This window comes from Arthrobacter sp. (genome assembly GCF_031179985.1).
Taxonomy (GTDB): Bacteria; Actinomycetota; Actinomycetes; order Actinomycetales; family Micrococcaceae; genus Arthrobacter.
On sequence record NZ_JAPSHJ010000021.1, the window covers coordinates 46,420 to 71,941 of the forward strand.

Annotated in this window: 20 protein-coding genes and 2 pseudogenes; 14 read left to right on the plus strand and 8 right to left on the minus strand. The window is 61.6% G+C overall.

The window, feature by feature from the left end:
• Positions 1 to 1,104: a RelA/SpoT domain-containing protein gene (locus tag RIN13_RS11650; protein ID WP_309107502.1), complete on the plus strand. Its 1,104-nt coding sequence runs from the start codon at positions 1 to 3 to the stop codon at positions 1,102 to 1,104.
• Positions 1,105 to 1,234: 130 nt separating this feature from the next.
• On the plus strand, positions 1,235 to 2,428 hold the full coding sequence (locus RIN13_RS11655; RefSeq protein ID WP_309107503.1) for a GGDEF domain-containing protein: 1,194 nt from the start codon (positions 1,235 to 1,237) through the stop codon (positions 2,426 to 2,428).
• 5 nt (positions 2,429 to 2,433) lie between these two features.
• Here RIN13_RS11655 and RIN13_RS11660 read toward each other — a convergent pair whose 3' ends face one another.
• Positions 2,434 to 3,204, minus strand: a complete 771-nt coding sequence (locus tag RIN13_RS11660; RefSeq protein WP_309107522.1) for a LysR substrate-binding domain-containing protein — start codon at positions 3,202 to 3,204, stop codon at positions 2,434 to 2,436.
• Between the two features lie 138 nt (positions 3,205 to 3,342).
• Between RIN13_RS11660 and RIN13_RS11665 the strand changes: the two genes are divergently transcribed.
• The 4 genes from RIN13_RS11665 to RIN13_RS11680 all read left to right on the plus strand — a co-directional run bounded on the left by RIN13_RS11665 (position 3,343) and on the right by RIN13_RS11680 (position 6,698).
• On the plus strand, positions 3,343 to 3,741 hold the full coding sequence (locus tag RIN13_RS11665) for a DUF5997 family protein (RefSeq protein WP_309107504.1): 399 nt from the start codon (positions 3,343 to 3,345) through the stop codon (positions 3,739 to 3,741).
• Between the two features lie 135 nt (positions 3,742 to 3,876).
• The gene (locus RIN13_RS11670) at positions 3,877 to 4,539 is read left to right on the plus strand and encodes a hypothetical protein (RefSeq protein WP_309107505.1); all 663 of its coding nucleotides are present in this window, start codon (positions 3,877 to 3,879) and stop codon (positions 4,537 to 4,539) included.
• A 108-nt stretch (positions 4,540 to 4,647) separates the two neighbouring features.
• Positions 4,648 to 5,865 carry a divalent metal cation transporter gene (locus tag RIN13_RS11675; RefSeq protein WP_309107506.1) on the plus strand — a complete coding sequence of 406 codons (1,218 nt, stop codon included), beginning with the start codon at positions 4,648 to 4,650 and terminating at the stop codon, positions 5,863 to 5,865.
• A gap of 8 nt (positions 5,866 to 5,873) precedes the next feature.
• A complete protein-coding gene (locus tag RIN13_RS11680; RefSeq protein WP_309107507.1) occupies positions 5,874 to 6,698 on the plus strand; it encodes a putative hydro-lyase in 825 nt (274 codons plus the stop codon).
• Positions 6,699 to 6,792: 94 nt separating this feature from the next.
• Here the strand turns inward: RIN13_RS11680 and RIN13_RS11685 are convergent, their stop codons facing one another.
• Positions 6,793 to 7,482, minus strand: coding sequence for a GntR family transcriptional regulator (locus RIN13_RS11685; RefSeq protein ID WP_309107508.1), 690 nt, complete (start codon positions 7,480 to 7,482; stop codon positions 6,793 to 6,795).
• A gap of 810 nt (positions 7,483 to 8,292) precedes the next feature.
• On the opposite strand from RIN13_RS11685, the gene RIN13_RS11690 reads away from it, so the two are divergent.
• Entirely contained in the window at positions 8,293 to 12,702 is a 4,410-nt protein-coding gene (locus RIN13_RS11690) for a hypothetical protein (RefSeq protein WP_309107509.1), read from the plus strand.
• A gap of 289 nt (positions 12,703 to 12,991) precedes the next feature.
• Positions 12,992 to 13,258 (plus strand): GlsB/YeaQ/YmgE family stress response membrane protein, encoded by a 267-nt coding sequence (locus RIN13_RS11695; protein WP_247041639.1) that lies wholly within the window; start codon positions 12,992 to 12,994, stop codon positions 13,256 to 13,258.
• 139 nt (positions 13,259 to 13,397) lie between these two features.
• Here the strand turns inward: RIN13_RS11695 and RIN13_RS11700 are convergent, their stop codons facing one another.
• The 4 genes from RIN13_RS11700 to RIN13_RS11715 form a co-directional block, all read right to left on the minus strand.
• Complete coding sequence (locus tag RIN13_RS11700; protein ID WP_309107510.1) at positions 13,398 to 15,149, minus strand: biotin carboxylase N-terminal domain-containing protein; 1,752 nt, start codon at positions 15,147 to 15,149, stop codon at positions 13,398 to 13,400.
• A complete protein-coding gene (locus RIN13_RS11705; protein ID WP_309107511.1) occupies positions 15,146 to 16,822 on the minus strand; it encodes a 5-oxoprolinase/urea amidolyase family protein in 1,677 nt (558 codons plus the stop codon). Before RIN13_RS11705 ends, RIN13_RS11700 begins: the two co-directional genes overlap by 4 nt.
• Positions 16,819 to 17,577 (minus strand): 5-oxoprolinase subunit PxpA, encoded by a 759-nt coding sequence (locus RIN13_RS11710; RefSeq protein ID WP_309107512.1) that lies wholly within the window; start codon positions 17,575 to 17,577, stop codon positions 16,819 to 16,821. The genes RIN13_RS11705 and RIN13_RS11710 overlap by 4 nt, the downstream gene beginning before the upstream one ends.
• Positions 17,578 to 17,683: 106 nt before the next feature.
• Positions 17,684 to 18,076, minus strand: coding sequence for a VOC family protein (locus RIN13_RS11715; protein ID WP_309107513.1), 393 nt, complete (start codon positions 18,074 to 18,076; stop codon positions 17,684 to 17,686).
• An 85-nt stretch (positions 18,077 to 18,161) separates the two neighbouring features.
• Between RIN13_RS11715 and RIN13_RS11720 the strand changes: the two are divergent.
• Positions 18,162 to 18,667 (plus strand): annotated as a pseudogene (locus tag RIN13_RS11720) (NADPH-dependent F420 reductase); the annotation flags it as partial.
• A 72-nt stretch (positions 18,668 to 18,739) separates the two neighbouring features.
• Here the strand turns inward: RIN13_RS11720 and RIN13_RS11725 are convergent.
• Complete coding sequence (locus tag RIN13_RS11725) at positions 18,740 to 19,573, minus strand: alpha/beta hydrolase (RefSeq protein WP_309107514.1); 834 nt, start codon at positions 19,571 to 19,573, stop codon at positions 18,740 to 18,742.
• Between the two features lie 107 nt (positions 19,574 to 19,680).
• Between RIN13_RS11725 and RIN13_RS11730 the strand changes: the two genes are divergently transcribed.
• The gene (locus RIN13_RS11730; protein WP_375164765.1) at positions 19,681 to 20,289 is read left to right on the plus strand and encodes a TetR/AcrR family transcriptional regulator; all 609 of its coding nucleotides are present in this window, start codon (positions 19,681 to 19,683) and stop codon (positions 20,287 to 20,289) included.
• A gap of 27 nt (positions 20,290 to 20,316) precedes the next feature.
• Here the strand turns inward: RIN13_RS11730 and RIN13_RS11735 are convergent, their stop codons facing one another.
• Positions 20,317 to 21,759 (minus strand): NAD(P)/FAD-dependent oxidoreductase, encoded by a 1,443-nt coding sequence (locus RIN13_RS11735; protein ID WP_309107515.1) that lies wholly within the window; start codon positions 21,757 to 21,759, stop codon positions 20,317 to 20,319.
• A 141-nt stretch (positions 21,760 to 21,900) separates the two neighbouring features.
• Between RIN13_RS11735 and RIN13_RS11740 the strand changes: the two genes are divergently transcribed.
• The 4 genes and pseudogenes from RIN13_RS11740 (at position 21,901) to RIN13_RS11755 (ending at position 25,002) form a co-directional block, all read left to right on the plus strand.
• Positions 21,901 to 22,593: a TetR family transcriptional regulator gene (locus RIN13_RS11740; protein WP_309107516.1), complete on the plus strand. Its 693-nt coding sequence runs from the start codon at positions 21,901 to 21,903 to the stop codon at positions 22,591 to 22,593.
• Between the two features lie 291 nt (positions 22,594 to 22,884).
• A pseudogene (locus RIN13_RS11745) lies at positions 22,885 to 23,122 on the plus strand (hypothetical protein).
• A 6-nt stretch (positions 23,123 to 23,128) separates the two neighbouring features.
• Positions 23,129 to 23,542 carry an antitoxin Xre/MbcA/ParS toxin-binding domain-containing protein gene (locus RIN13_RS11750; RefSeq protein ID WP_309107517.1) on the plus strand — a complete coding sequence of 138 codons (414 nt, stop codon included), beginning with the start codon at positions 23,129 to 23,131 and terminating at the stop codon, positions 23,540 to 23,542.
• A gap of 1,064 nt (positions 23,543 to 24,606) precedes the next feature.
• Positions 24,607 to 25,002, plus strand: coding sequence for a hypothetical protein (locus RIN13_RS11755; protein WP_309107518.1), 396 nt, complete (start codon positions 24,607 to 24,609; stop codon positions 25,000 to 25,002).
• Positions 25,003 to 25,522 lie beyond the last annotated feature (520 nt).

Here is a 25,522-nt window from a genome sequence, read left to right on the forward strand (position 1 = left end):
ATGGCAACCAATTGGGACCTTCTCGATACTGCCCAAAAGCAGGCTGTGCGGGAGAATGTTGAGCTTTATGAGCGGGTGCGCCCCGCCCTGAAGCTCGTCACACGCGAGGTCCTGCTGACCCTGCGGGGCATGCTCAAGGACACCGAAGTCACGCCGTTGTTTGTTACCGGCCGCACCAAAACCGTGGAGTCCTTCCGGGAGAAGATTTCCCGGACGGAGGAGCCACTGGAGCCCGGAGGCCCCCCGGTCCTGAAGTTCCCGGATCCCTTCCGCACCCTTAACGACATGGTGGGAGTCCGTGTCATTACCAAGCTTCCGGCTGAGAACGCAGTGGTGGCTAACCTCATCAAACGCCAGCGCCAGCTTTTCGACTGCCGCGGCGACAGGGAAAAGGACATCGGATCCATTGAGTCAGGGACGTATGGGTACTCCAGCCGCCACTTAATCCTGCGAACCATCCAGAATGAGGCTGTGAAGGACTACCAGCAAGCTTTCAATCCGGACCTCCCCGCCAACGGCAGCTACTTCTTTGAGTGCCAGATCCGTACAGTCTTTGCGCACGCCTGGAGCGAGATCGAGCACGATATCCGCTTCAAAGCTGAAGATCCCCGTGCCTGGACCCCGCATTTCGACCGCCAGTTCACTGCAACGGCCGCCATGCTGGAAACGGTGGAAGGCGCTTTCGCTGATCTGCACGAGCGCTATGAGGAGGTCCGCAGCTTCTGGGATACCGAAGGCGAAGGCGCGGCCCCGCTCACACCCAACCGCATCCGGGACGTCTGGCGGACGCTGCTGCCCCACGTTGACCGCAAGGTCGACGACGATTGGGGCTGGGCAGCTGAGCTGATGGCCGCCCATAGCCTGAACCAGACAGTCCAGTTGGCTGAGCTGCTCAGCGCCAACCGGATCACTGAGGTCCGCCGGGCCCTTGACCACCGGTATTCGCCGGGACCGGACAGGCTGCTGGATGACCTCTTGCTCTGGCAATACGGCACCAAGCACATTGACCTCACCGCTGAATCGCCCGACGCGGTGCCCCACCCGCGGCGGGACAGCCTCCAGCGGAGGCTGAAGCAAATCGAGCGGTATCGCCTGACGCAATAGCAGTTTCCGCTGCTCATCCGGTGCTGCCGTCAGCGGTTCCCGGTAAACTCCGGCAAAAGGGTCGTTACAGGGGCGTCGGGTAGTGGGATACTGGGGCTTCACAGGCTCGTTCAGCAGGGGGAAGAAGAGCATGGTCCTCGATACAGCAACCCTCAGGGTCGCTTTCGCCGTGATGGCCTTGGTTCTTGGTCTCCTTTTCTACTTCTCCGTTTACCGCAGCACCCGCTCGGCCTACAGCGCCTGGTGGTGCTTCGCTCTCATAATGTTTCTTGCCGGATCCGCATCTTTGCTCCTGGAAGGAACGCCCCTTCAATGGCTGGCCATTCCGGCAGGTCACGGCCTGTTGGTCGCCGGTGCCTCCAGCGTGTGGGCCGCTGCCCGCTCTCTACGCACATCCATGCCCCGTCCCTGGCTTCTGCTGGCGGGGCCGGTGATAACGGCTTTCGCCTCGTGCCTGGAGAATCCGGCAGGCAACACCTGGTCAGGAGGCGCGGTTTTCCTCGCCTCCATGAGCGTCGTTATTGGATTGGCTGCGCACGAGCTCTGGCACCTCGAGCCTGGTTATTCCAAGATTCGCATGCCCATGGCCATGGCGGCCGGCTCGCTGTCCCTGTTCTATTTCCTGCGGCTGATCGTGTATCTGGTCGAAGGCCCCTACGGCCCCAATTTCCAGGCATATTTCGGGTCCGCCCTCACCACCTGCATCACCATGGTGCTCCTGGTGGTGGCCTCCTTCAGCATGGCGGCGCTCAGCACTGAGCAGCAGACCCGGGCCTTGCGTACATTCGCGACACGGGACGGACTGACCGGGCTGCTTAACCGCGGCGGCTTTCTCGATCTGGCAGAGGCAGAACTCCTCAGGCTTCAGCGCACGCGGGCGCCCGGAACCCTTCTGCTTGCGGATCTGGACCACTTCAAAGCCATCAATGACACTCATGGTCACGCGGCCGGGGATCGTGCGTTGCAAGCATTCGCCAAAGCATGCACGCAGACGGTCCGGTCTTCCGATCTCGTCGCACGGTACGGAGGCGAGGAGTTCGTCCTGCTGCTTCCGGGCGTCAGTCCTTACCGGGGCGAGAGCGTGGCTACAGATATCAGCCGCCGCATGGATGCTGCCTCCGCCGACCTCGGTATTCAAATGCCCACCGTCAGCTACGGCTTGGCGGCCGTGGACGATGACACAGAAGGCCTGGAGGAACTGATTGCAGCGGCAGATGCAGCTCTCTACCGCGCAAAATCACTGGGCCGGAACCGCACTGTCCGCTACGCCCGTTCCACCAAACCAGGGCCCCGAGAACCGGACCCCTCCCGGCCAGAACGCTGAATCCGCTAGCGCTTGCCCTTCTTTCGCGATCCACGGCCGCGGCCCTTGTCAGGATTCGGGGCGTAGCGCTGCGCTACGGCTGGTTTCTTGGCTCCGCCCGTTCCCCTGCGGTCAGGCTTAGGGGCTTTTTTGGGCTTCTCCTGGTTCGCCGATGGCTGCCGGGAACTCTGGGCAGTACGTCCCCGAACGATCCCGATGAACTCCTCGATCACCTCGTCGGTTGCATCGGCGGACCAGGCGAGAGCGATCTCTGTGCCTGGCACCCCGGTCAGGCGCCGGGCCACCGTGTCCTTAACATTGAAGTGTCGCGCCACAGACATCGGAAGGATCAGCAGGCCTGCGCCGGACGCCACCACCTGGAGGGCACTCTCTGCTCCTCCGAGTTCAGCAGGGTCCAGAAAGGTTTCTTCTGCCAAGTCGTCGAACGCGACCTCCTCGAAGACCGAGATTTCATGGCCCTTTGGCGCAACCACAACCGGCTGTTCCTCATAAAGGGGAATAACACTGAGTCCCTCGCGCTCCACGGGGAGCCGGACGAAGCTGAGATCAGCAGCACCGTTCCACAACACCGCAAGCTGCTCGCCGTCGTCGGACATAAAGGACTGCAACGGCACGTCCGGCATCCGCTCCTCCCAACGTCGGATCCATTTCCCAGGCGTTACCCCAGCAACGTATGCAAATCTCAGCTCGCGGCGGCCCGCATCTGGTTCCCCGCTTGACGTTTCCGTCGAATCCGGACGAGAAGGGGGAAGGGGATGCTCGGGAGCTTGGGGCATTTCATTGTCTGCTGGCACAGCTTCACAGTACCGTCAGCCGTTCATCAGAGTCAGCCGTTCACCGCGCAGTAACGCTATGGTGCCGGAACGGCGCCTGCTCTGGTGCGGTGAGCGCGCCCGTACAGATACCCTTGAAGCATGACCTCTGCAAACTCCCAGTCCATGAAGCCGGCCACCGTTGCCAAGAAACTCGGCATCTATCTGCCCGCGACACCACAGGAGTTCCAGGATTCAGTCATCACCCGCGCTGACTTCGCCGAGCTCCAGGCCAATCCGCCGGAGTGGCTTGTCGAGTTGCGCCGTAACGGCCCCCACCCCCGCCCGGTGGTGGCGCAGAAACTGAACGTCTCCATCAGCGGCCTCGCCCGTGGCGGAGTTGAAGAAGCGCTGACGACGGCGGAAATCACCGCGCTGCTGCAGGCACCCCCTGCTTGGCTGGTAAGTGAGCGGTCCACTCACGCCGCCGTCCGGGCTGAGGCGCAGCGCGTCAAGGATGAGGCCGCGAAGAAGGAAGCCAAAAAGGCCCGCCAGGGCTGAACCGCCCAGAAGGGGCCTAGCTGAGGCATGTAGTGGTGGCGCATACTGAAATCAAACGGCGCTCGATCTTCCTGCGGCACTCTTGGAGGGCGGCGCCAAGCGGGTAATAGCGCTGGAGGTGGTCCGATGCCCGCCATGCCTGATGCCATACTGATGGCGCCTGCCGAAATCGCCCTTTGGGCCGCTGTGCTGGTGCTTGCTATCGCCGGCACCGTTCATGTTCTCTACCGGAGCGTCAGGCGAGATCCTGCAACTTCCGCTGGGGGCCTGCTTTCCCGCCCCGGGCCTGCGGCGCCCAACCCCAGGGATAATAGCCCTGCAAATAACGATCAATCCGGCAGGAGCGAGCCGGACGCGCTGTTCTGGAACGTGTTCACCGGACTCGTGGTAATCGTACCGGCCGTGCTGGTTCCGGCCGTGTTGTCGCCAGTGGTGGGACTGTTGCTGTTTATCCTCGGGACTGCCGCAGCTCTGCTGACTCTCACGGGGAGCCGCAGGTTGGACCTGCGTCAGAAAAGCAAGCCGGAGAACCGCCCCGCATGGGCCGACGCTGCGACACGCCACGATGCCGTTCTCAGGCAGTGGAGCCGCTACGAACTTGACCCGGGAAGAGCCATCGACTTTCCTGGCATGAGCGATGTTCGTGTCCCCCAAACGGCCGAGTTCTTCCGTGCCATGAAGGAAGCCCAACGTTGCCGGCTGGCCCCCGATACCGACTATGCACGTGCCGTGGAGCGGCTCGAGAAGGCCCTAAAGGCTGCCGAAAAAGCGTCGGGACCTCTCAGCATCGGCTCATAACTCTTAATTATTGTTCAACAATGCCTTGCGCAGATTGTTGAACAGTCTGTAGTGTTGCCCGTGACATCCCATTGTGACTCCGGTCACCGCACCCTTTGGACGGACCCCGTGGAAAGCACAGCAACACTCCCAAGCAAAACGAAAGCCGGCAGGCGGTCGGCTCTCCTGGGTGCCATGTTCCTCATGGCCACCAGCGCAATCGGTCCTGGCTTCATCACCCAGACCGCGGCGTTCACAGTGCAGCTGGGGGCTGCCTTCGCCTTCGCCATCCTCGTATCAATCCTCGTGGACATCGCGGTGCAGACCAACGTCTGGCGTGTGATCGGCGTTTCGGGGCTGCGGGCCCAGGAACTCGGCAACAAGGTTCTGCCGGGTGTGGGTTGGTTCCTCGCCGGCCTCGTGTTCCTGGGCGGCCTGGTTTTCAACATCGGCAATATCGCAGGTACCGGTCTGGGCACCAACGCCATGATGGGATTGGATCCCAAGCTCGGCGGCGCTATCTCCGCTGTTATCGCAATCCTGATCTTCCTCAGTAAGAAGGCAGGCCTGGCACTCGACAAAATTGTGGTGATCCTCGGCGCCGTCATGATCCTCATGACGCTCTACGTGGCCATCGTCTCCGCCCCTCCCCTGGGTGAAGCCCTCCGGAACACGGTGATGCCAGAGAAGGTGGACTTCCTGGTGATCACCACGCTCATCGGTGGAACCATCGGCGGCTACATCACCTACGCTGGCGCCCACAGAATGCTGGATTCCGGCGCCACCGGTGTGGAGCACGTCAAGGAGATCACCCAAAGCTCCATCCTGGGCATCATGGTGACCTGCGTGATGCGCATCCTGTTGTTCCTCGCCATTTTCGGAGTCGTTGCTGGTGGCGTGGCATTGGCCAACAACAACCTTGCCGCCTCGGCTTTCGAAGCTGCCGCCGGTCAGATCGGCCTGCGCATGTTCGGGGTGATCCTCTGGGCAGCCTCCATCACCTCAGTGATCGGCGCTGCCTACACCTCGGTTTCGTTCGTCACCAAGTCCTCAACAAAGGAACGCACACGCAACCTCATCACCGTTGGCTTCATCGCCTTCTGTGCTGTCGCCTACCTCCTGATCGGACAGGCCCCGCAGCAGCTCCTCATCTTCGCCGGTGCCTTCAACGGCCTTATCCTCCCAGTGGGCTTCGCCCTCCTGCTGTGGGTGGCCTGGCGTCGCCGAGACCTTCTGCACGGCTATGTCTATCCCAAGTGGCTGCTCATCATCGGTGCTCTCGCCTGGCTGCTGACCCTGTTCCTCGGCTGGAACTCGCTGGCCGGCCTCGCGAAGCTCTGGGTATAGGAGAAACCGTGACTGTCTCAACGAACTCCCCTGCCGGCGCCGTACTTCCCGAGAATCCGGCAGCCCTGCTGCCTTCAGAGGCCCGCGCGCTCTTCCGGTCAGGCCTTGTCACCCCGACTTCCGGATGGAGCTCGGGGTTTGCCCAGGCGAACCTGATTATTGTGCCGAAGGCACAGGCTTTCGATGTCCTGCTCTTCGCACAACGAAACCCGAAGCCGTGCCCGATACTGGGAGTGCTCGACGCCGGTGAGACGTCAGGCGCGCTGCTGGCCGGGGGCGACGTGCGGACCGACGTCGCACTGTATGTGGTGTACGAGGACGGGGTGAAAGTTGATGAGCCGACAGACATCCTCGGGCACTGGCGCGATGATCTGGTGACCTTCATTGTGGGGTGCAGTTTTACCTTTGAAGCCGCCCTCCAGGAGAACGGGATACGGGTGGCCCATATCGACCAAGGCGTGAACGTCCCGATGTACAGGACCACTGTGCGCTGTGAACCTGCAGGTGCCTTGGCTGGCCCTTTGGTGGTTTCCATGCGCCCCATCCCGGCTTCGCAGGTTGCCGACGCCGTCCGGATCACGTCACGCTATCCCGCTGTTCACGGCGCCCCCGTGCATGTGGGAAATCCTGCGGACCTGGGCATCGCCGACCTTGCCCGTCCGGACTTTGGCGATGCCGTGGAAATCCCTGCCAACCATGTTCCGGTCTTCTGGGCTTGCGGCGTAACCCCCCAGGCTGCCGTGATGGAGTCGAGGCCCGCCCTTGCGATCGGGCATGCCCCCGGACACATGCTGATTACAGATGCCAGGGACAGCAGCTACCTGGTGCCCTAGCTCATCGGTTGCACAGCGTCGCGGGTCCGTTTCCGGATCCGCGGCGCTTTTGAGCGTCCGGGTTTGCACGTTCCTGGCGGTCAGGGCTGTGCGCTCAAGGCTGTGCGGCGCCAATATGGGCTAGCAACTCATCCTCAGCGGAGTCGAGGTAGCGCCGAAGCTCCGCGGCCGCTTCCTCCCGCTGGCCTGAACGGATCTGCGCAACAAGAGCAGCGTTGCGCTCCACATAGTGGCTGTGAAAATCCGGGGTCGTGGCCATGGCATGGAATACCAAGCGCATTTCAGCCAGGACCTTTTCCATCAGCTCATCCAACGAAACGCTGCCCGAAAGTGAGACGAGGGCTTTGTGCAGTTCCTGGTTGGCGTTTGCCATGCCCTGGATTGACCCTGCAGCCAACGCCTCGCGCGCCTGCGAGATGATGGCATCGAGCCGGTCCAGCGTACCGTCAGGGATCTCCCCCCAAAGCACGGCAGCCGGCTCAATCATCCGCCGCACGCGGTAAATCTCCCGAACATCTTCCACCCCCGGAGCTGCCACGTACACTCCACGGTTGGGGATGCGCTGGACAACGGACTCGCCTGCCAAGACGGTGAAGGCCTCCCGCAGTGTGTTCCGGGAAACCCCAAGGGCCTCCGAGAGCTTCTGCTCCGACAGCTTGGTTCCCGGCGGGAGCTGCCCGGCGGAGATCCGCGCGCGCAGAACAGCAGCAACCCAAGCGCCTGTATGGGCGTGGGTGGCGTGACCGCTATCAGCGATCCCTTGGAGTGCAGCGTTCATGGGCATGGTCCCAATGTACCTAATCAGCGAGGGATCCCACTCTTCGCCCGGAGAATGCGGCGTCGCCAGAGCAGGAGGATCTTCCCTACGACATAAAAAGGCGTCACAAAATACAAAACGAGCAGGCTTATGAAATCACGCCAAGATAAATTAAAAGGAAAACCCGCGGCTGGCGTCTTTATCCACCATCAGAGAATTTCCGGAGGCAGGCGGTTACCGGCCATGGACCTCTATTTTCGACAGGTCGCACCTTCGAGGTTGCGAACTCACCTGCATCGTGGCGCACCACTCGTCAGTCGTCAAGTATCTGTGCTCAGCGGCTTTCCCCCGAATGCCTGCAGTTTTAGGACATCTTTCCAGCCCCACGTGGGCGTCATAAACGACAATACCGTACCGATAGTTTAATAACAAAAGGTTTGTTCAGCGGGTTTATTAATCCCACAGTAATGGGAATATTGCGGACTTGACAATCGAATGGCTACCCCTAACTATTTACGGTGGGGGAAGCATCAAGAGCACACGTGCATCTGCGCGACCCGTACAACACGCGGGTCAAAGTCTGGCCCCGAACGATCTACAGGGGGTAGACCGTTGTATAAAAGACGCCCAAATACCCATCCGGCAAAACCAAAAACAAGGCCAGTCAGTGCTGTCAGACGAGGCGTAGGTTTACTTGCCAGCGGTGCAATGATCGCAGGAATATTTACAGTGGGGGGCATCGGCCTTAGCGTGCCGACGCCTGCGGTTGCAGCCCCACCGCTCGCATGCGAGTCCGTCTATTCCATCCAGGGCGCGTCTCCGCGCAATTTGTGGGTGGTGGACACAGACACGGGCACCCAGACCAGTGTGGGCACATTCGACATCCCGGCTTCAACGACGAGTCTCAACGGCCTCGGGATTGCCGCTGATGGAAGTGCCGCCTTCGGTGTTCTTCCCACTGCTGATGCGGGCCGAACAATCTACCGCCTTGACCGGGCGACGGACACCACCACCGCTCTCGGCGCCGGTGAGGTAGATACCCCTATCACGCATGGTGCAATCAACCCCGACACCGGGTTCTACTACTACGGCGGATTCAGGGCAGGCATCCTTGAGATTTACGGATTCAACACAGTCACCAACACGTCGATCGGCCTCGTAGCCAGCGGAACAATTCCCAATGCCGGCGGCAGCGGCGACTGGGCTTTCGACCGGCAGGGCCGTCTTTACGTCATCGGTGGTGGAAACGCCGAGAGCGTCCTTACTGTTATCGACCAGCAGCTACCGACGTCCCCGGGCGCGCCCATCACAGTCACCGGCACCCAGATCGTTTCCATCGTGACCACGCAGACAATAAACGGTATCGCTTTTGGCGGCGACGGAATGCTTTATCTGGGCAGCGGCACCAACCTGCGCCAGGTAGACCCCGTGACCGGCGCAGTGATCAGCACCCAGCCCTTCTCGCAAACCGGATCAGTGGATCTCGCTTCCTGCGCCACTCCCAACACCATCTCGGTGCAAAAGGATTTTCCGGCAGGTCGCGTTGCTCCAACCGACCAGGTGACCGTGGCCCTGAGCGGCGGAGGGCTGCCTGCGGGCATTGACGGCACTACCGCAGGCTCCGACCCAGGACTCCAGGATGAGCCAGCTGAGATCGCCGGCCCGGTCTTTGGCCGCGCAGGCAACACCTACACCATTTCCGAAAGCGGGGCAGGCAGTGCTCCGAGCGGCCCGACGGCTTACGGATACGCCTCAAGCTGGACCTGTATCAACGACAACACTGGCGGCACGATCGCCAGCGGGACAGGTACCAGCGGTGAATTCATCATGCCGGATGCCGGTGCAGCAGGCGTAGCCATAGTCTGCACGTTCACCAATGCCGCGCAGGTGACCGGCGTTACGTTGGATAAGCAAGCCGGCGCAGCGACAGGCAATACTGCCGGTTCCACCGTGACGTACACCTTCGATGTGACCAACACCGGCACAGTGCCACTGGAGGCAGTGACGGTAACCGATCCCTTGGTTGGCACAGTGACGTGTCCCCCGGGCCCGTTGGCAGTTGGCGCAACAACCACCTGCACAGCCGAGCCTTACACGCTCACACAAAACGACGTCAATGCCGGTGAGGTAGTGAACGATGCGACCGCTACCGGGACCGTCGCCGGGCTACCCCCCGCGACGGACGAGGACACCACTACCACTGTGATCGAGCAGGATCCGTCCCTTTTACTGGATAAGCAAGCAGGGACACCCACGGACGTCAACAACTCCGGAATCACCGACGCAGGCGACACTATCCAGTACACATTCAACGTCACCAACGACGGAAATCTCCCGCTCACAGACCTGGCCATTGCCGATAACCTTCTGTCGGGCCAAAACCCGGCGATTGCAGTTACCTGCCTGGAAACCACTCTGGCGCCAGGAGCTTCCACCATCTGCACCGCAGGTCAGCTGTACACGGTTACGGCAGCCGATGAAGCGGCCGGTGAAGTGGTGAACACGGCCACGGCAAACGGCGTCGGCCCGGACAATGCTCCTGTTGCATCGGACCCCGACAGTACCCGCACAGTGGTGACGGCGCAGCAGAACCTGTTGACGCTCGAAAAGACTGCCGGGGAACCCGTGGACGTCAATGACTCGGGAATCACCGACGCCGGAGACACCATCCAGTACTCCTTCCGGGCCAGCAATAACGGAAATGTCGCTGTGACTGACCTGGTTATCGACGACGGCCTGCTCAGCGGACTCAATCCGCCAATTACTGTGAGCTGTGAACAGACCACACTGGCTCCTGGCCAGTCCACAGAATGTGCCGCAAACGCTGTATATGTAGTCACCGAAGCTGACGAGGCTAACGGATCCGTGGACAACTCCGCCACCGCTGAGGGTATTGACCCTGACCGCGACCCCGTTGTATCCGACCCCGATGTGACCACCACAGAGGTCATCGTCCCGCAGCCCGCGCTGAGCATCGAGAAGACCGCCGGGGCACCCGCGGACCTGAACAGTTCAGGGATTACTGACGCTGGAGACACCATCCAGTACACGTTCACCGTCACCAACTCAGGGAACGTGACAGTCCACGACGCCGCCGTCAACGATCCTTTGATCGGCAGCGTCACCTGCACCAGCACAACCCTGATCGCAGGGGCATCCACCGATTGTGCCGCAGACGAACTGTACGTGGTGACAGAAGACGACGAGGCCGCCGGTTCCGTTGATAATTCCGCCACTGCGACCGGCATTGACCCAGACGACGCTCGGGTGGACTCGGAAGAGGACACCACATCCACACCGGTCACCGTGCCGGCACCGGCCCTGTCTATCGAAAAGGCTGCCGGAGCACCCGTGGACGTCAACAACTCCGGAATCACCGACGCGGGTGACACCATTCAGTACACCTTCGCTGTGACGAACACCGGAAACGTCCCAGTCCACGACGTCGCCGTTAACGATCCGATGGTTGGCGATGTCACCTGTACGGTCACGCCCGCCGTGCCCGCTGGTGACCCCATCACTTTGGCTGTCGGACAGTCGGCAACATGTGCTGCGGACGCAGTCTATGTTGTGACTGAAGCCAACGAGGTATCCGGTTCCGTGGATAACACCGCCACCAGCACCGGTACCGATCCCGATGGCGGCACTGTGACTTCCGTACCTGATACCACTACCACTGAAGTAACGCTGCCGAATCCCTCCCTGGTGATTGAAAAGACCGCCGGTAACCCGACGGATGTCAACAACTCCGGGATCACCGATGCCGGTGACACCATCCAGTACACCTTCCGGGTCACTAATGATGGGAATGTTCCGGTCGGCTCCATAGCCGTGGTGGACCCTCTCGTCGGAACAGTGCTTTGCGGCGTGACCGCCCTGGCTCCGACGGCCTTCACCGACTGTTCAGCGGAAACGCTGTACACCATCACTGCGGAAGATGAGACGGCGAACGTCGTGGCCAATACGGCGCGGGCAACGGGAACCGATCCGGATGATGTTGAGGTGGAGTCGGATCCCGATTCAACCAACACGCCTGTAACCGAACAGGCACCGGTGCTGACGCTGGAGAAAACAGCAGGGGAACCTGTCGACGTCAACAGCAACGATTCGGTTGATGCCGGCGACACAATCCAGTTCACATTCCTGGTGACCAACGACGGCAACGTTCCAGTCCGCGAGATCGAGGTCAACGATCCCATTGCGGGCAGTGTTACCTGTGAGGAGCTTCAGCTCGCAGTGGGCCAGTCAACCGACTGCTCGGCCGATGAGCTGTACGTGATCACACAAGCCGATGTGGATGCTGGTCGGGTTGTAAACGTTGCCACGGGAGAGGGAATCGACCCCGACGACGAGCCCACAGTCTCAAACGAGGACTCAACCACAACGGCAATTGCACGCTCCGCGGAACTGCTGATCGAAAAGAATGCAGAACTGATTGACGGCGACAGCGACCAGTTGGCCGATGTGGACGAGGCTATCCAGTACAGCTTCACAGTCACCAACACGGGCAAGGTAACCATCACGGATGTCCGGGTCGATGATCCCAAGGCCGGTAGCGTGACCTGCTCCGAAACTGTCCTTGCACCGGGAGCATCTACAACGTGCTCGGCAGATGAGCGGTACGTAGTGACCCAGGCCGACGTCGATGCGGGATCTATCGACAACGTGGCCACCGCAGCCGGAACACCTCCGGCTGGTATGGAACCGGTGGTTTCCGTCCCGGACACCACCTCCACCCAGGCCCACGTGACTCAGGATCTCAAGCTTGAGAAGGACAATGCACTGAGTGACGGCGATGGCGACGGCGTGGCCGACGCAGGGGAAGTCATCAAGTACACCTTCACGGCTACCAACACGGGAACAGTCACTCTGAATGATCTTCAGATTGATGATCCCCGGCTGACGGCCGCGGGGGTAACCGTCTCCTGCCCCGCCACCACAGTGGCCCCTGGTAAGTCTGTTATCTGCACTGCCGACTACACCGTGCAGGCCGCTGATGTTGCATCCGGCAATCCCATCGAGAATGTGGCCAGCGCCAAGGCCCTCGGTCTTGGTGGGGTAGCACTCTCACCGGAGGACGCAACCGAAACGCCCGTCACCAAGAAGGATGCCGGCGCTCCGCTGGCAAACACGGGGGGTTCGCTCGCTAACACCGGTGGCGTTGCCTTCATCGCAGCCGGCGTGGCTGGTGTGCTCCTGCTTGGAGGACTGGCCCTGACCGTGGTGTCCCGCCGCCGCAAGGCGTAGTGGAGTGCGGGTGCTACGGCCTTGGTCGTAGCACCCGTCCAAACACTCACACGAAAAGGCACCACAAGAACTGCCACCCAAGGCTTCCGGATCCGCTCCGGGAACACCAAAGCGGCGATTGGATCATGTCCCCCCGGATAGCCCCAGTCGCCGCTTTCGTGTGTCTGCGCCGAGTGACCATGCAGGCAAGTCGTCAAACAAAACGCTTGCAGGATAGTAAGGATGCTGATTAACTCATGACATGGGCCGATACCCGTCGGCATTGCCATAATGAAAGGGAAGTGCAGTCATGGGAATTCTCGGATTTCTCCTGCTCGGTCTCATTGCTGGAGCAATTGCTAAAGCCATCCTTCCGGGCCGGCAAGGCGGAGGATGGGTCGTCACACTCGTTTTGGGTGTCGTCGGAGCAATACTCGGCGGATGGATCGGTTCGCTGATTTTTGGTGGAGGTCTTGGTGAGTTCTTTGATCTCCGGACTTGGCTGTTGGCCATTCTCGGCGCCGTCATAGTTCTCGCTATCTACGGTGCGGTTGCCGGCCGCAGAAGCCGCGTCTGACTCGGGGCCCACTGACCTAAGGAGCTTTCCTGGTCGGTGGGAATGCTCATACTGAAGGGCGGGCGAAAGCCCGCCCTTCAGTGCGTCAGCCGCCAGTCAGGGTGAGGCGCCCGCAGTAGCCCGCGCCTGACCTTCAAATTCACACGATCTTCGCGAGGACCTCGCCGCTTCCGACGGCGGTGCCCGCCTCCTGCGGGCCTCTCGCCAGAATCCCTGCACGGTGGGCAGCGACAGTGGTTTCCATTTTCATGGCCTCCAGAACGGCCACCGGCTGACCTGTTTTCACAGCATCACCAGTCTCCACCAGCCACTTCACCAGCGAGCCGGACATCGGCGAGGTGAGACTGGCGTCGTCGGCTCCTGGGGAGTCACCGGCGGAAGGACCTGCGCCGGCAAGCGCACCTGAACCACCGCCCCCGCTCAGGAGTGCCTCATAAAGCCGGGCGGGCAAACCAAGCTGCACTGCTTTGCCGTCCAGCTCCACCGTAATCGTGTTACGGGCTGCGTCCGGCGCGGTGCGGGCGATCTCGGGTGAGGCTGCGAGGGGTTGGGCGAACTCGTTCTCAATCCAGGTTGTGTGGACTCCCAAACGCTCTTCAGCGATGAAATCGGGATGACGCACCACGGCCCGGTGAAATGGCAACACAGTGGGCAACCCCTTGATCTGCATCTCATCGAGGGCGGCCCGTGCCCGGCGAAGTGCCTGGGGACGGTCCTCGCCATAAACGATCAGTTTTGCCATCAGCGAGTCGTAGTCGCCGGGTACCACCGATCCGGAACGGACCCCGGAATCAACGCGGATGCCAGGCCCTGTTGGTGGCTCGAAGATGTCCACGGTTCCCGGACCGGGCAGGAAGCCACGCGCGGGATCTTCAGCGTTAAGCCTGAATTCAAAAGCGTGTCCACGGGGTTCCGGGTCTTCGGTGAAAGGCAGGACACCGCCGGAAGCTATGCGGAATTGTTCGCGAACCAGGTCCACGCCCGAAGTTTCCTCCGTCACCGGATGCTCCACTTGAAGCCGGGTGTTCACCTCCAGGAAGGAGATGATGCCGTCCTTGCCCACGAGATACTCGACCGTTCCGGCACCGTGATAGTTGGCCTCCCGGCAAATTGCCTTGGCGGAGGCGTGGATCTGGGCGCGCTGCTCCGCCGTCAGGAACGGGGCAGGGGCCTCCTCCACCAGCTTCTGGTTGCGGCGTTGCAGGGAGCAGTCACGCGTCCCCAGCACCACCACGTTGCCGTGGACGTCCGCCAGGACCTGGGCCTCGACGTGCCGAGGCTGGTCGAGGAAACGCTCCACGAAGCACTCCCCCCGGCCAAACGCCACGGTGGATTCACGGACGGCGGACTCGAAGGCGTCTTCAATGTCCTCAAGGCGCCTTGCCACCTTCAGCCCTCGGCCGCCGCCGCCGAACGCCGCCTTGATAGCCACCGGGAGGCCGTATTCCTGGGCGAACGCGAGTACCTCGCCGGCGTTCGCCACCGGACCGTCGCTGCCGGGCACTAAGGGGGCGCCTGCCCGTACCGCGATGTCGCGGGCCGTTACTTTGTTGCCCAATTCGCGGATGGACTGCGGCGTGGGGCCAATCCAGGTCAGCCCCGCATCCATCACCGCCTGGGCGAAGTCGGCATTCTCGGAAAGGAACCCGTAACCAGGATGGACGGCGTCGGCCCCGGCGCGGCGTGCCACGCCGATCAGTTTGGCCATATCAAGGTATGTCTCGCCACCAGAGGACCCGCTCAGGGCATAGGCCTCGTCCGCCAACCGCACGTGGAGGGCATCGGCGTCGGGATCTGAATAAACGGCAACAGACTGCAGGCCGGCGTCGGAGCAGGCACGGGCAATTCGTACGGCAATCTCGCCGCGGTTGGCGATCAGGACCTTTTTCATGACGGGATTCCTTCGGAAATTACGGCGCTCAGGGCGGGTGCAGGGTGATGAAGCGGTACGGCTCGCACAAGGGGTTCCAGTGTGGAGGGGTCCACTGCGGTGAACCGGACCCGGTGGCCTGGCGGCAGCTGTGCCGCCGTCGGAAGGTCTTCGGGGACGACGACGGCGATCACCGGATAGCCGCCCGTCACAGGATGATCGGCGAGGAAAAGAACAGGGTTGCCGCTCGGCGGAACCTGGAGGGCGCCGGCCACGGCGCCTTCGCTGGCCAGCTCGCCTTCGCGGCTGCGGATGAGGGATTCACCTGTAGTGGCATCAGGAACAAGACGGACGCCGATCCGGTTCGACTGCTCCGTCACATGCCATTCCTGGCCTGCAAAAATTTCCAATGCCTCTTCCGTGAACCAGTCATCCCGCGGGCCGAAGGTGATCCGGAGCTCAGCTGTTCCTGACCCTTGCCGGAGGGTGGAGGCTTCCGGCCGGCCCACTGGGCGGAGACCCTCAACCCGGGCCACCGGCAGTTCAGTTCCCAAGACCAGCGGCGGCGGCCCAACCCCGGACATCGAGTCAGTGGACCGGCTGCCGAGCACCGGCGGAACAGCAAAACCGCCGCGGGCCGCCACGTAACAACGCAGCCCGGAGGATGGAGCGCCAAGGGTAAGGCTTTCGCCGTCGAGCAATGCAAAGGGAGCGCAGCCGATGGGACGACGCAAGGCAGCACCATCTGCCGAACGGATCTCGAGCGGAGCCTTGGCGCCTGCCACCGCCAACACCTGGTCACCCTTTGCCCGCACGGTCAGTCCGCCGAGGAGGTTCTCGACGACGGCAGCGCCGGGCTCGTTCCCTACCAGCCTGTTGGCCTGGCGGGCTGATTGCTGGTCGGCCGCCCCGGATGCCGACACGCCAAGATCGCCAAGTCCCGGCCGTCCCAGATCCTGCACTAGCGACTGCAACCCGGGCGACTCCACAACCAGGCCATACATCAACTCATTGTGTAACGGGCTCTTCATTGCCTCGGCGCCTAAAACGCGCGTGGGTGCCAGGCCCGCTTCGGCAGCTCCGACCGCCACATAGCGGACCTTGTCTCCAGGGCGGATGAGGGCTGGCTCCTCCCGGCCGAGATCCCAGAGAACCGCCGACGTGCGCCCGATCAGCTGCCACCCGCCGGGCGATTGACGCGGATACACGGCTGAGAACTCGCCGCCCAAAGCCACGGCGCCGGCGGGAACCGCTGTACGGGGGGAAATCCTCCGCGGGACTGTGAGGCTGCGGTTTTCGCCCACGAGGTAGGTGAAGCCGGGGGCGAAGCCGCCGAAAGCCGCGGTCCAGACCTGGCTGGTATGGGCGGCTACGACGCCGTCGGCCCCAAGTCCGGTGAGCCTGCCCACCTCGGCGAGATCCTCGCCGTCGTACACCACCTCAATGGTGACCTCACGTCCGCCTTCGTGGTGCAGCCCGTCCACGTCAAAATCGCCCACGACGGCGCGGGCTGCGAGGGCCTGCGGGTGCGTTGCGAATTTCACCAGCACGGTAGCAGCAGCAGCGACGGCGTCGAGCTGGCCGGGGAACGGCTCCGCCTGCAGCCGGTGATGGAAAGCAAGCACGGACCCGAGGTCGGTCAGTTCCACCAGCAACGCCCTCGGGCCGGCCCAGCGGATTCCGATAATGCTCATGCAAAGCTCCGCACGGTGACGCCGGCGGCTTCGAGTCCGGCACGGACTGCGCCGGCCATGGCTACAGCACCTGCGGTGTCTCCGTGCACGCAGATACTGTCGGCCCGCACATCAAGGATGGACCCGTCCCGCGCCACGATTTTGCCCTCGGTTGCGAGCCGGACCATATTCCCGGTGATCACATCGTTGTTGTGCAGCACCGCACCCTCTTCCCGGCGGGACACCAGTGTGCCGTCGGGATTGTAGGCACGGTCGGCAAAGGCCTCCGAGAGGGCAGGCAGGCCGCGTGAGGCTGCCTTGTGCAAGGCCACCGAGCCGGGGAGGAGCAGTAGCGGGAGCCCGGGGCTGAAGGCATGGACGGCGTCTACCACCGCCTGGGCGTGGACTTCGTGGTGGACGATCGTGTTGTACAGAGCCCCGTGGGGTTTGACGTACCTAACGTCCGAGCCTGCCGCCTTGGCCAGGGCCTGCAGGGCTCCGAGCTGGTACAGAACGTCGTCCGCGAGCTCTGTGGCAGAGCAGTCCAGGAACCGTCGGCCAAAGCCGGCGAGGTCGCGATAGCCCACATGGGCCCCAATGGTGACCCCTGCGGCAACCGCGTCGCGACAGGTCTGCGCAATGGTGCTTGGATCGCCTGCGTGGAAGCCGCAGGCCACGTTGGCACTGGAAACATGGCGGAAAACGGCGGCGTCATCGCCCATGGTCCAGTTGCCGAAGGACTCTCCGACGTCGCTGTTCAGATCAATGAAAGGCATTGTGACCCTCGTCTCAGGTTGGCTACTCCACCATCATGCCTGATTTTTCCGGATTGTTCAACAATCCTGGATGAAGTCCTGAAATGTGGGAAACGAAACTTCCGTTTCAGTCCTGATGCAGCTGTACGTAGTTTCCGCAGCCATCATCCAGCACAACCGAAATCCCCGTGGCACCATCAGCAGGCTCAGACTGGAAAATTACGCCCTGGGCGGAGAGCCGCTTGTACTCAGCCCGGACATCCTGGACGCCCAGGACTATGGCAGGCATCCCTGAATCGTGCAGGCCGTTCATGTACCCGGCGCCAATGGGATTGTCGCTGGGTTCCAGCAGGAGGCCTACTCCTCCTTTGCCGGCATCCCCGCTGCTGTCCGGATCTTTCACGATGTAGAGGTTGTATTCAGGCATTGCCATCATCGTTTCGAAACCCAGAATGCTTGTATAAAACTCATGGGCCGCTGCGGGGTCCTTCACATGGATGCTGCACATTTTCAGTCGCATGTTGCCAAGGCTACGCCCGGGCCGCAGGCCTGTGAACGCGGAGCCCGGGGGGATCCAAGGGAATAATCCGAGGTGCAGCTCAGTTGGCCCGAGCGTCAAGGCCGCGACGCCCCAGGAGGCTGCTGCCGCCGGCGATTTCGCCGTCGTCACTGTCCCCTGAAGAACTACAAGGACGTTCCGGCAGAACCGCTGGCCGGAAAGATCGTGGTGGACACCAACACCTACTACTTTGAGCGTGACGGCCGTATTGAAACCTTGGACAACGGGTAGGCAACCACTTCGGGCCTCCTGCAGGAGCACCTGGCTGAAGCCAAGGTGGCCAAGGGCTTCAACCACATCATGGCCAAGGAAATTACGACCACCGGAGCGCCGTCCGGGGCCCGGGACAGGCGGGCGTTGGCCACCTCCAGCGACTATCCGGAAGCCGTTGAACTGGTCAGTCGGCTGTATGACGAATCTGGATTCGACACCGTGAACATTGGCCCGCTGTCCGACAGTTGGCGAGTGGAGCGGGACCGGCCGGCTTACGTTGTGCGCCAGAACGCAGATGAACTTGCTGCAAACCTGGCCCGCGCTCCCCGCACCATTTAGGGAGGGTTGCCGTCCAAGTAAGAGATCCGGAGTTGGGCATCCGCGGCTGCAACGGGGATGCCCAACTGGGATCTACTTCGCGAGGAACGCGAGCAATGCCTCGTTCACTTCCTCAGCATGGGTCCACAGAAGGCCGTGCGGAGCTCCCTCGATCTCAACGTAGTCCGCTGTGGGCAGAGCCTTGTAGAACGGCCGCCCGGTAGCGTCGATGGGGAGGATGTTGTCCGCCGTTCCATGCAGAATGAGTGCAGGGACGTCGATCTTCGGAATGTCCGCCCTGAAATCCGTGGTCCAGGTGGGCACAGCAGCACTCGAGGCGTACCAGGAAGCGCCGGCAGCGACATTCCAGCTGTTGCGCAGGGCCTCCTCGGAGAGCCTGCTTCCCAGGTTCTCTTCTGTGTTGTAGAAGTTCTTGTAGAAGTCGGAGAAGTAGGCGTAGCGGTCGGTGGTGACGGCGTCGAGTATTCCGTCGAAGACCTCCTGCGGGACGCCTTCGGGGTTGTCTTCTGTCCGCAGGAGGAACGGTTCCAGGGACGCGAGGAAAGCTGCTTTGGCAATACGTCCGGAGCCATACGTGCCCAGGTAGCGCCCCACCTCGCCTGTCCCCATCGAGAAGCCCACCAGGACGGCGTCGCGGAGGTCGAGGGTTTCGAGCAAGACGTTCAGATCGCCTGCGAAGGTGTCGTAGTCGTATCCGGCGGTGGGCTGGCTTGAGCGCCCGAAACCCCGGCGGTCATAGGTGATGACCCGGTAGCCGGCGCTGAGCAAGGCCGCGCTCTGCTTCTCCCAGGAATGGCCATCCAGCGGGTAACCGTGGATGAGCACCACAGGCTGGCCGGCGCCATGGTCCTCGTAGTACAGCTCGATGTCAGTGCTGTTTTCTGTTCCAACCGTAATGAAAGCCATGGGATAATCCTTTCGATTGCAGAGAACGAGCGTTCTCTGGTTGCATGAACTACTATAGAGAACGATCGTTATCCGCGCAAGTCAAGCTGAAGAAGTGAGGAGATCCGGTGGCAAATGTGAGTGCACCCCTGACGAGGGGGTCTTCCGGGTCGCCTGATGATGATGCCTTGCGTGAGGCAGCTCTTGAAGCGGCGGACCGACTGTTTTATGCCAAAGGCGTCCAAGGCGTCGGGATGGATGAGCTTCGCAGCGCGTCCGGAATCTCGCTCAAGCGGCTCTACCGGCTGTTTCCGTCAAAAGACGCGATCGTTGAACAGGTCCTGCTGGGCCGTCACCGCAAATGGACGGAGGGAGTGGCAACAGCCGTAGCCCGCGAGATCCAACCCCGTGAGCGGCTCCTGGCCATCTACGACTTCCTCGCCTCCTGGTTCTCCGAGGAGGACTTTCGGGGGTGCGCCTTCATCAACTCCTTCGGTGAGCTTGGAGGCACATCTCCGCGCGTCGCTGAGATCGTACGAAGCCACAAGGATGGCTTCCAGAAGTACCTTTCAACGCTCACGGCCGAGATCGGCGCGCCGCCTTATTTGGCGCCGCAGCTCGCCATCCTTGCCGAGGGGGCACAGACCACTGCGGCCATCTCCGGCAGCGCCGAGCCGGCCAGGCAAGCCCGTGCGGCTGCCGAAGTACTGATCGACTCGGCACTGTCACACCGATAAAGCCCGAGATGGCACCGGCAGTGACCACTATGCCGGAACGGTGACTTTCCCGCCGCCGGTCAGCGGAAGGTCGCCGCTTCCGGCCGCCTCCACAATTCGCGCAGCCGTCAACTGGCCCATCCGGACGGCTCCATCAACATGCTGGTAGCCCTCGGCGGCGAGGTCGGAAGAGGACCAGAAGATGGGCCCAACGGGCGCATGCTGATCCTTGCCATAGCGATGCAACCCGCCGAGGTCGTAGCTTGAGGCATAAGCGCCCCGCGTCCACTCCTCCGAGCCCCAATCGGATTCGTAGTACACCTCCGGCTCAAGGGCCTTGTCACCCAGGAACCCGGCAATGGATTCCAGAACCGCCCGACGGCGGTGGGCTTCGTCCAGTTCAAAGACGGCGTCCGCCTTTTCATCAGAAATAAAGCCAACGAGTGTGCCGCGGGTGTCCCCGTAGTTGGTGTTGTCGTAGACCTCCTGCACCAGGGAACCTGCGCTAAAGCATGTCCCGGACAGCCCTTCGTCCCGCCAGAAGGGTGTCGGATACACCGCGTGGACCTTGATGACCAGACCCAAAGACTGGTGCTGGTGCATCTGGTGCTGACGGCGCGGAAGCGGTGGATTGAAGGAGACGCGGGAGTACAGGTTTGGCGGCACCGCCATAATCACAAAGCGGGCCCTGACCATGGCGCGCTCGGCAAGAACTGTCACGCGGTGGGCCGAGATGTCGCCGGCCGCTGTTGCAGAATCGCTGCCTTCCGCCCAGTTGATCGTGCGAACAGGACTGTTAAGTACGACGTCGTCACCCAGTTCCGCTGCCTGCAACAGGGAGACCTGTTGCATTCCGCCGACAACCCGCTTATCGAGGATGAAGTCCTCGTCGGTCAGGTGACTGAAAGACCCGGCGGACGCTGCCATCAGGACAGCCTGGAGTGCTGAAAAGGCGTGGGCAGGTTTGGTGAGCATTCCACCGGCAATGAACAGCCCGATATTGTTGCAGGCCTCCTCGTCGGAAGAATGGCGGCGAAGCCAATGATGGAACGAGATGGTGTCCAGTTCGCGCGCCTTCGGATGGGCCCAGGGCTCTTTTGCACCGATCTCTGCTGCGAGCCCGTCCAGCTGGGCAATCAGCTTGTCCATTTCCGCTGCTGTTGCTTCACCAACGGGAAACGATCCCCCCGAATACCGGTGGCGTCTACCGTCGGCACCTATATAGATGGAATCGCCGCTCCTGTAACGGGAATAGAGGGACAGGCCCAGCTCCTCCAGCAGCTCCATAAGAGCCGACTGGTCGGGAGAAACCCATTGCCCGCCGATTTCCAGCATGGCTCCATCAACCGTGTCGGTCCACGTGCGGCCGCCCACACGGTCCCTGGCTTCCAGCACAGCGACGCTGAGGCCTGCTTTATTCAGTTCACGGGCTGCGGTAAGCCCCGATGGTCCCGCACCCACGACGACGACGTCGCGATCAAGTTCCAGCATGATGTCCCTTTCTCCGGCCGCAAGGTGATGCGTACCACTAAATGAATGCCATTCATTTATACGAAACTATAGCGCGTTCCGGGACGCCCGGAAAGGGAGCGGTGGAATAATGCTGGGAAACCCATCTGAGAAAGGTTAGTAATGCCGGCATCCACGCGCGCCTCCGGAGAGGTTCCCCACCGGGCAGAAGCGGAACGCCGCAGGGCCGGACGCCCGTCGTCGGCAGTTTTGGACAAGGCGGGAATTACGGCTGCAGCACTGAAGCTGATCGAAAAAAACGGCTACAACGGCCTCACTATGGCAGCACTGGCCCGTTCACTGAACGTTGCACCCTCCGCCCTTTATAACCACGTCACCTCCAAAGACGACGTACTCCTGCTTGTGGAAGATCATCTTGCGGCCCTGGTCGACGTCTCACCTTTCGGCAGGGAACCGTGGGACGAGGCCGTGCGGCAATGGGCCTGGAGCTACCGCGACGTTTTCGCACAGCACACGCCCCTCATTCCCGTCATCGCGGTACTCCCGGTCACGGACGCTCCCCAGACCCTGGCCATGTACGAGACGGTAAGCGCGGGGTTTCGCGACGCCGGCTTTCCAGCCGAACAGATCATCCCCGCCATTGTGGCTTTGGAATCGTTCATCTTCGGCTCTGCGTACGACGTCACAGCCCCAGCAGACATCTTCGATCCGGGAGACATGGCCGGCAGCACGCCAAATTTCACGGGCGCGGTGGAGAGCCTGGCCCGGCTGGGCCATGAAAGGCCAGCGGACGTCGCGTTCGCCCTAGGTCTCGAAGTGCTGATCAATGGATTTGGAGCGCTGCGTAAGCACTAGGCGCGAACAGCTGAAAAACCAACTCCCGCCGGCAGCCGGGTTGCCCGGGTCGTAGCCGTGCTGTTTGACGGTGATGGCTCTGCCGTGCAGACGGGCGGTACTGGTCAGGACCTTCCGCGCCTGGGCAGCAGTCTTGACCGGGATGGTGGTCCCGGTCCCATCAGTGATGTTGGCCTGCGGCATGACCCTCATGATGAGGGCCTGAACAGTGTGCTCAGGCACGGCTTTCCCTTCCCCTGGACGAACTCGTACCAGAGGTATCCGCCCCGGTTCACGGCATCCGGCAGCCCACTGGCGGTCAGGTACGACGGCAGGATTTGGGCCGTCGCTGCCGATCCCGCGCATTGGTTCGGCCGGGACGCCTGGTGGGATACCCGGCGCACGGCGGCAGTGGGCAGCGGCAACCTGGTCAGTGTCGAATACTGGCGGGTACAGGCTCGGCACCAACTCCGCGCTGCGGACCTTCACGCTGCGCCGTGACCCGCTATCGGAACAATGGCTCCTGCAGTCGATCACCGACGGGAACTAGCCCACAGTGCCCTTCAACTGGCCACCCATCAGCGATCATGTGTGGGGCGGGATCAAGACTGAGTTCACGCTCCCCGCTGTGGCACAGGTCCGACAGCGGCTTTCGGAACTGATGGAAGATCCCGAACCGGTCATGACCCGGCTCTTCCGCGTCTTTATCGACGACGGGACGTTCTGCCCAGGCTTCCAGTTCCTCCCCGGCGGCCAGCTCCACCCCAACGTCAGAGAACTCTTCACCCGGGCGATGGCGCTGGGAATCCCGCACAACAGCTTCGCGGCCTGGATGATGACCCCTTCCAGGGTGCTTGCCGGATCCCGGCCGGTGGATCTCCTGAAGGACCCTCCCGGGTCACTGTTTCCGGCGCTGGAAAAGTTCAGCCAGGAGCACTGGCGAGAACCCGTCCGCACGGACAGAAAATAGGCGAATGGCACGGAAACTACCTCTCCCCGCTGAGCATATGGACTCGTGGTAACTACCGTCGGGTTGCGTGTGGGCCATGAGTCATCCCTACACTCACGCTGAATCAGCTGCAATCGCCCTGACACGGATAGCAGCCGAAGAATCGGAAGGACCGGGGCATCTGACGGGACGGATGGCGGCAACTAGAGGAACTCTCAAGGCCGGCCCCGGAGTCGTTTGACTTGCATTTGCCCGGAGAGTGCGTAGTCTTCCGCGTGTCAGCGAAACACCATTTTCCAGGGGGAAAAATGAGCGTTAAAACGTCCGCACGCAAAATAGCGACCAGCATTGGTGTGGCACTTTGCTTACTGACCGGGGGCCTTGTTGGTGCTGCTCCGGCCCATGCCAATAGTTGGTTGCCATACGAAGTCAATTGGTTCTACAGCTATGAAACCTGCGCTGCCAGAGGCAAGTCTTTGGTTCGGTCGCAGCCCGATGTGAACAACTGGCTTTGTCAGCGTGGCACTCAGGCAGGTAAGTGGTCTCTGTTTCTTGAGTTTATTGACGATTTCGGTTGCAGAGTCGATCCCACAACCACCACAGAAAAGGCTCGCGAAACAGGGTCCCTGGCTCCGGCTGACTGTTAGAGCGACATGGTCGGGTGTCGGCGCCAGCTGTTGCCGGCACCCGGCCGTTCACCACTGCATTAGAGGATGACGATGACTCACCGCCCTTTGCGCCGAAACGATAATGTGACAGCCGTAGGTCAGTTGGACCTTAGCGAGCCGTTGCCCACTTTGTTTGCACTCCCACCTCACGGTCTCACTCCGGCAGCGGACATCAACAGGAACTACCCCGGCATCACCTTGGAAGATCTGTCGGGTGAGCTTGCGGACTTCACCCAGGGAGACATCTTGAGTGTCACCGGGCTGTGGCGGGAAACTACACTTGCGGTCACGCGAGTCAGGAGCACCGCACTGCCAACAGAACCAACTACGTCCCTTCATAGCTTGATGGAGGCTAACGAACCTCCGAACGGTTGGGTGCCCGTCACGGGCAATCACGACGAACGGGTGGATAGTCGGGTGCAAGAGCTCTTTGAGGATGGCACTATTCTTTGGCGTGCCAACATCCCGGTCAGGACCAGTGAGAACCTACCCACAATCTGCACGTACGTTCTGGCCACGAATCCTGAGCGAGCCCGGGAAGTCCTGGAACCGCTGTCCGATCAGTCCTTGTTCGTCCGGACCAGCGCATATACCAAAGCTCAAGTCGCCCAAGCCCACGACAGCCTTGCCCGGTCTCCTATGGATTTTCACGCCGCTGGTGAAGGTCTTGGCCCCGGCGGAGACATCCAGATAAATGTATTTGTCCCATACCTCACGCCTGAGCTTCTCGACTGGGCCAACGCTATGCCCTCCGGGCTGGTAAACCTCACCCCGTGGTTGAGACACGACTATCAAGCAATATCCCCGGTTTGACCAGAAACGCTGACCCTGGTGTGGGACGGGCAGACCAGTCGGATGACCACCTCTTGTTCTGCCCGTCCCTGTTGGTCTCACGGAGTCCACTCGTGAGGCCCTGTGAGACATCATCCAAACCGCCGTTGGATGGTGTTGGATGGGAGACTGGAATCTCCTGCCTCACATCAGGTATTGACTCCTGGCCTGGTGGATCATGACGCGGAGCCATTGAACGTAGAGGCTCACGCGTTTCCTGAATCGGGTTGCTTTATTGGGTTGTGAGATTGAGTTAGGTTTCTCACAATCTGTATTCCCAATGTTGCCTTTTCGGGTAACATCGTTGTTGCAAGGGGCAGTAGCCCTGAGAAGTGGGTCTGGCAGTCTTCCGGAATGGTATGACGAGCCGGGCCCGCGTTGTTTAACTCTCGCAGTTGATGATGTCCTGGACCAGCGGAGCTGCCTTGCGGATCCAGTCGCCACCTTTTTGATGGCACCACGCCACAGCATCGCTTACCCACAGCAATGGCTCCTCATGGGG